This window comes from Salinarimonas sp., assembly GCF_046292825.1.
GTDB lineage: Bacteria > Pseudomonadota > Alphaproteobacteria > Rhizobiales > Beijerinckiaceae > Salinarimonas.
On sequence record NZ_JBKBQG010000007.1, the window covers coordinates 117,200 to 123,703 of the forward strand.

General features: G+C 70.2%; 4 protein-coding genes and 1 riboswitch. All 4 genes read left to right on the plus strand.

Going from position 1 to position 6,504, the window contains the following annotated elements; translation table 11 throughout:
* The first annotated feature begins 244 nt into the window (after positions 1-244).
* The 4 genes from ACK4UM_RS06130 (at position 245) to thiB (ending at position 6,335) form a co-directional block, all read left to right on the plus strand.
* Complete coding sequence (locus tag ACK4UM_RS06130) at positions 245-682, plus strand: hypothetical protein (RefSeq protein WP_409796884.1); 438 nt, start codon at positions 245-247, stop codon at positions 680-682.
* A 462-nt stretch (positions 683-1,144) separates the two neighbouring features.
* Positions 1,145-2,533 carry a chromate efflux transporter gene (chrA, locus tag ACK4UM_RS06135; RefSeq protein WP_409796886.1) on the plus strand — a complete coding sequence of 463 codons (1,389 nt, stop codon included), beginning with the start codon at positions 1,145-1,147 and terminating at the stop codon, positions 2,531-2,533.
* A 391-nt stretch (positions 2,534-2,924) separates the two neighbouring features.
* Positions 2,925-5,078, plus strand: a complete 2,154-nt coding sequence (locus ACK4UM_RS06140) for a malate synthase G (RefSeq protein WP_409796888.1) — start codon at positions 2,925-2,927, stop codon at positions 5,076-5,078.
* Between the two features lie 77 nt (positions 5,079-5,155).
* Positions 5,156-5,259, plus strand: a riboswitch (TPP riboswitch).
* Positions 5,260-5,324: 65 nt separating this feature from the next.
* Positions 5,325-6,335 carry a thiamine ABC transporter substrate binding subunit gene (gene thiB, locus ACK4UM_RS06145; RefSeq protein ID WP_409796890.1) on the plus strand — a complete coding sequence of 337 codons (1,011 nt, stop codon included), beginning with the start codon at positions 5,325-5,327 and terminating at the stop codon, positions 6,333-6,335.
* Positions 6,336-6,504: the final 169 nt, after the last annotated feature.

Below are 6,504 nucleotides of genomic sequence, written 5' to 3' on the forward strand. Positions count from 1 at the left end.
AGGGGAAAGGTTCTCCTTGCGACGGCGCAAAGACGCTCACGCTGCGGCATCCGCCAGCCCGGCAAGCCCCCCTTAACCTGAACGCCGATTCAGATTGCCCCGTTAACCCGCCGATGAGCGCCCGGCGCGATGCTTTCCCGCAGACAGGAGACCGGTCCATCCGAGAAAAGAGACCGGGGAGGCGTCGAACATGATCAACGAAGACTTTCGCCGATTTGCCGATCGTGCCGTCGAGGCGGGTCGTATGACTGCAGCCGACGTGTCGCGGCTGAGCGAGATCGCTCTCGCGCAAGGTCTCGCCAGCCGCGAGGAGGCGGACGTCCTGATCGCGCTCGATCGGACGGTGCCCCGCGCGGAGGACGCCGCCGCCCGATGGTCCGAGCTGATGACCGCGCTCCTCGTCGATTTCGTGGTGTGGAGCGCGCGTCCGACGGGCTATGTCGACGCCAAGACCGCGCGCTGGCTCGTCACGGCGCTCAATGCCTGCGGCGGGCCGACGGAGAACGCGCGGCGCGCGGTCGCCGCCATCGTGCGGGAGGCGCAGCGCGTCGACGAGGCGCTGCTCGTCTTCGTGATGCGCGGCGGCGTCATGCGCATGCGCGACCTCTTCGACGGGCAGGGGCCGGAGACCGACGGCTCCACCCCCCGCCGCTCCGGCACCCGCGCCACGAGGGCGGCGTGAGGCGGGCGATCGTCTGGGGCGCTCGGGAGCGTCGTCCTTGAGCGTTACGACGACGCCCCTTCGCGCCTGCGGCGCGAACGACCCCGTCCGACCCGTCGCCTGAGGAGCCGGGCCGCCTTTCGCCGAGAGTCTGTGAATCCTCCGGAGGTTGTCATCCCGGGCCGCGAAGCGGACCCGGGACCCATAACCTCCGACGACCGTTCGAGCGCGCATGCCGCGCTCGATCCGCGACCTTTGCGCAGCTTTCGATGGAGAAACGCAGCCTACAGGCTGCGACCGACACGTCGTGGGTATGGGTCCCGGATCGCCTTCGGCGTCCGGGATGACACCGCACGGTGGAGTTGAGCCGATGGAGAAGCGCGGCATTTCGGACCACGCCTCCTCTCGCGCGCCCCCCTTGCCCCGCTTCGCGCGAGCGTGCACACAAACCGGACGCGCATTTCGCGAGGGCAGGGGGCACGCGTGCAGCCTGAGAACGACGCCGTGCGCCCGGCGCACCCCACATTGCGCGAGGCGCTCGCGGTGTGGACGCGCATCGCGCTCCTGTCCTTCGGCGGCCCGGCCGGTCAGATCGCGGTAATGCACCGCATCCTCGTCGAGGAGAAGCGCTGGATCGGCGAGAGCCGGTTCCTGCACGCGCTCAATTTCTGCATGCTGCTGCCGGGGCCGGAGGCGCAGCAATTGTGCATCTATATCGGCTGGCTCCTGCACCGCACGCTCGGCGGGATCATCGCGGGCGTGCTGTTCGTGCTGCCCGGCGTCGTCTCGATCATGGCGCTGAGCTTCGTCTACGCGCTCTACGGCAATGTCGGATTCGTCGAGGCCTTGTTCTTCGGGCTCAAGGCCGCCGTCCTCGCGATCGTGCTGCAGGCGCTCGTGCGCATCGGCTCGCGCGCCCTGCGCAACGGCGCCATGGTCGCGATCGCGGCCGCGGCCTTCGTCGCGATCTTCGTGTTCGACATCGCCTTCCCGCTGATCATCGCGGGCGCCGCGCTCGTCGGTTTCGTCGGCGCGCGCCTCGGCTACGAGGCGTTCGGCGGGGGCGGGGGGCACGCGAGGCTCGGGCGGCTGCACGTCGCGGATGCCGACAGCGCGCTCGGCGAGGACGTGCCCGCCCATGCCCGCCCGAGCCCCGCCCAGGCCCTGCGGATCTCGGCGATCTGCCTCGTCCTGTGGCTCGCGCCCGTCGCGCTCCTCCTCGCGACCTTGGGCTTCGGCCACGTCTTCACCGACATCGCGCTGTTCTTCTCCGCCATGGCGGTCGTCACCTTCGGCGGGGCCTATGCGGTGCTCGCCTTCGTCGCGCAGGAGGCGGTGGGGACCTTCGGCTGGCTCGCGCCGGGCGAGATGCTCGACGGGCTCGGCATGGCGGAGACCACGCCCGGCCCGCTCATCATGGTGACGCAGTTCGTCGGCTTCATGGGCGCGCTGCGCGATCCGGGCGGGCTGCACCCGCTCGTCGCGGGGACGCTCGGCGGGCTCCTCACCACCTGGGTGACCTTCGCGCCCTGCTTCCTGTGGATCTTCCTCGGCGCGCCCTTCGTCGAGCGCCTGCGCGAGAACCGGGCTCTGTCGGCCGCGCTCTCGGCGGTGACGGCGGCGGTGGTGGGCGTGATCCTCAACCTCGCCGTCTGGTTCGGCCTGCACGTGCTCTTCGCCGAGGTCGCCACGTTCACCGGGCTAGGCATGCGCATGGACGTGCCGGTGCTCGCGACGCTCGACCCGGCCGCCGCTTTGCTGGTGGCGGGCGCGCTCGTCGCGGTTTTCGTGCTGAAGCTCGGCGTGTTCACGGTCCTCGCCGGCAGCGCCGCCGCCGGCATCGTCCTCCACCTCGTGGGGATCGTGGGCTGACGGTTCGACGAACTTTCGCCTCGTCCTGCGATGCCGTCATTCCGGGGCGCGATAGCGAGCCCGGAAGCCAGACTCCCGACGTCCGGTGAGCAGCCTGTAGGCTGCGTCCTTCGACGCGTCCATGGGCTCGGGTTTTCAAGCGAGCGCGCATGCGCGCTCGAACCAGCGTCGTGGATCTGGGTTCCGGGCTCGCTTCGCGACCCGGAATGACGGGTGGGTGGGGGATGATGCCATAGCTCCGAGGCGCCGTCGCGGGAACAACAGCGTGCTCGCTCTTTCCTTTTCGGAAACAATCCAAGTCGCGCCCGCCGATTGATCCGCGGCGCGCCGGGGGGTAGCGAAGACGGGAGAGAGCGCGCGCGCACCTTTCGCGCGCCAGGGAGGAGCTGTCATGACGAACCGGATCGACGCCTTCGGGCTCAAGGTGGCCGAGCCTCTGCACGCCTTCGTCGAGCGCGAGGCGCTGCCCGGCACCGGCGTGTCCGCGCAGGCGTTCTGGCAAGGCCTCTCCGCGCTCGTGCACGATCTCACCCCGAAGAACCGCGCGCTGATCGAGAAGCGCGAGGCGATCCAGGCGAAGATCGATGCCTGGCATCTCGAGCGCCGCGGGCAGCCCCACGACGCCGGCGCCTACCGCGCCTTCCTCGAGGAGATCGGCTACATCGTCCCCGAGGGGCCGGACTTCTCCATCGACACCGCGAATGTCGACCCGGAAATCGCCGCGATCGCGGGGCCGCAGCTCGTCGTGCCGGTGACGAACGCGCGCTACGCGCTCAACGCCGCCAATGCCCGCTTCGGATCGCTCTACGACGCGCTCTACGGCACCGACGCGCTCGGCGACAAGCCGCAGGGCACGGGCTACGACCCGGAGCGCGGCGCGCGCGTCATCGCCTTCGCCAAGAGCTTTCTCGACCAGGCGGCGCCGCTCGCGACCGCGCGCCATGCGGACGCGACCGGCTACCGCGTCGAGAGCGGCGCACTCGTGGTGGAGACCGCCGACGGCGACGCCCGGCTCGCCGATCCCGCGCGCTTCGCGGGCTTCCGCGGCGCGCCCTCCGCACCCGAGGCGGTGCTCCTCGTCAATAACGGCCTGCATGTCGAGATCGTGATCGACCGCGCGCACGCGATCGGGAAGACCGATCGAGCGGGCGTCGCGGACGTCGTCCTGGAGAGCGCCGTCTCGACGATCATGGATTGCGAGGACTCCGTCGCGACGGTCGACGCGCAGGACAAGGTCCTCGCTTATCGCAATTGGCTCGGTCTCATGAAGGGCGACCTCGTCGAGGAGGTGACGAAGGGCGGTCGCACCTTCGCCCGCCGCCTCGTCGAGGACCGCGTCTACACCGCGCCCGACGGCGGCGAGCTGCGGCTGCACGGCCGCTCCCTGATGCTCGTGCGCAATGTCGGCCACCTGATGACGAACCCGGCCGTCCTCGATCGCGACGGGGCGGAGGTGTTCGAGGGGCTCCTCGACGCGGCGATCACGTCGCTGATCGCGATGCACGACCTGAAGGGGCAGGGGCCGGGGAATTCCCGCGCGGGCTCGGTCTACATCGTCAAGCCGAAGATGCACGGGCCGGAGGAAGTCGCGTTCACGAACGAGATCTTCGGGCGCGTGGAGGCGATGCTCGGGCTCGCGCAGAACACGCTCAAGGTCGGCATCATGGACGAGGAGCGCCGCACCACGGTGAACCTCAAGGAGTGCATCCGCGCGGCGAAGTCCCGCGTCGTGTTCATCAATACGGGCTTCCTCGACCGCACCGGCGACGAGATCCACACCTCGATGGAAGCCGGGCCGATGATCCGCAAGGCGGACATGAAGGGCCAGCCCTGGATCAAGGCCTACGAGGACCGCAACGTCGATGTCGGCCTCGCCTGCGGCCTGCCGGGGAGGGCGCAGATCGGCAAGGGCATGTGGGCGATGCCCGATCTCATGGCCGCGATGCTCGAGCAGAAGATCGGCCATCCGATGGCGGGGGCGAATTGCGCCTGGGTGCCGTCCCCCACCGCGGCGACGCTGCATGCGACGCACTACCACAAGGTGAACGTCTTCGCGCGCCAGGACGAGCTGCGCGCCCGTGGAATCGCTCCGCTCGAGGCGATCCTCACCATCCCCGTCGCCGATCGGCAGAACTGGTCGGAGGCGGACATCCGCTCGGAGATCGAGAACAACGCCCAGGGCATTCTCGGCTACGTGGTGCGCTGGATCGACCAGGGGGTGGGCTGCTCGAAGGTGCCCGACATCCACGACGTCGGCCTGATGGAGGATCGCGCCACCTGCCGCATCTCCTCCCAGCACCTCGCCAATTGGCTCCATCACGGCGTGGTCTCCCGCGAGGAGGTGATCGCCACGATGAAGCGCATGGCGGAGGTGGTCGACCGGCAGAATGCGGGCGACCCGCTCTACCGCCCGATGGCGCCCGCCTTCGACGGCGTGGCGTTCCAGGCCGCGCTCGACCTCGTGCTCGAGGGCCGCGTGCAGCCGTCGGGCTACACCGAGCCGGTGCTCCACCGGCGGCGGTTGGAGCGCAAGGCGCAGGGCTGAGCGGCGCGGGGACGACGCGGTTCGGGCGGCTCCCCCGCGGTTCCGCTTGCCTGCGGCGCGCCGACGCGCTACCGATGCGGCGTCTCACGGGGTGCTCCGTCCTGGAGCTGAGAGGCGCGCGCGCCAACCCGTCGAACCTGATCCGGGTCGTGCCGGCGTAGGGATGAGCGTCGATCGCGGTGCGCCGCGAGAGGTCGAGCGTCGATCCATGCCCCGCACGGCCCATCGCGCTCGGAGCCCGACCCGATGTCCCGTCTCGTTGCCCCTCTCGCGATCGCGGCAAGTCTCGCCGCGCCGCTGCCTGCGCACGCGCAGCCCGATATCCCGACGCTGACCGTCTACACCTATTCCTCCTTCGTGGGCCGCTACGGCCCCGGCGCCGCGATCGGGGACCTGTTCGAGGAGCGCTGCGGCTGCCGGCTCGAATGGGTCGCGTCCGACGATTCGGGCAGCCTCCTCGGCCGCCTGCGGCTCGAGGGAGAGACGACGGGCGCGGACGTGGTGCTCGGGCTCGACATGAACCTCGCCCACGAGGCGCGCGCGCTCGGCCTCTTCGCGCCGCATGGTCGCGACACCGGCGATCTCGACCTGCCGATCGCGTGGGAGGACGACGTCTTCCTGCCCTTCGACTGGGGGCATCTCGCCTTCGTCTACGACGAGACGCGCCTGCCCGCGCCGCCGACGAGCCTGCGCGCCCTCGTCGAGGACGTCGACGGCCCGAGCCTCGTCCTGCAGGACCCGCGCACGAGCGCGCCGGGCTTCGGCTTCCTCCTGTGGATGGAAGCCGTCTTCGGCGAGGAGGCGCCGGCCGCGTGGGAGAAGCTCGCGCCGCGCGTCGTGACCTTCACCTCGGGCTGGTCGCAGGCCTATGGGCTCTTCCTCGAGGGCGAGGCCGACATGGTGCTCTCCTACCAGACCTCGCCCGCCTATCACCGCGCGGTCGAGAACGAGACGCGCTACCGCGCCGCCGCTTTCGAGGAGGGGCACTATCTCCATGTCGAGATCGCCGGCATGATCCGCACGAGCGCCGAGCCCGAGCTCGCCCGCGACTTCCTCGACTTCATGCTCTCGGACGATTTCCAGGCGCTGATCCCGCAGGGCAATTGGATGTTCCCCGCGCGCATCCCCGAAGAGGGCCTGCCCGAGGCCTTCGACGATCTGATCGAGCCTGCGACGTCCTTCCTGTTCGACCCGGAACAGGTCGCCCGCGACCGCCGCGCCCTGATCGATGCCTGGCTCGCCGCCACCGCGCGGTGAGTGGGGGGAGGCCATCCCTCCCCGTAGGGCTACGCGATTCACACATCGTGATCTGCGCGCAGCAAGACAAAGGACAACGCGCCGCCGCTCTCCTTCCCCTCAGGGGAAGGTGGCCCGGCGCCGAAGGCGACGGGTCGGATGGGGTCATTCGCCGCGAAGCTGCGAAGGG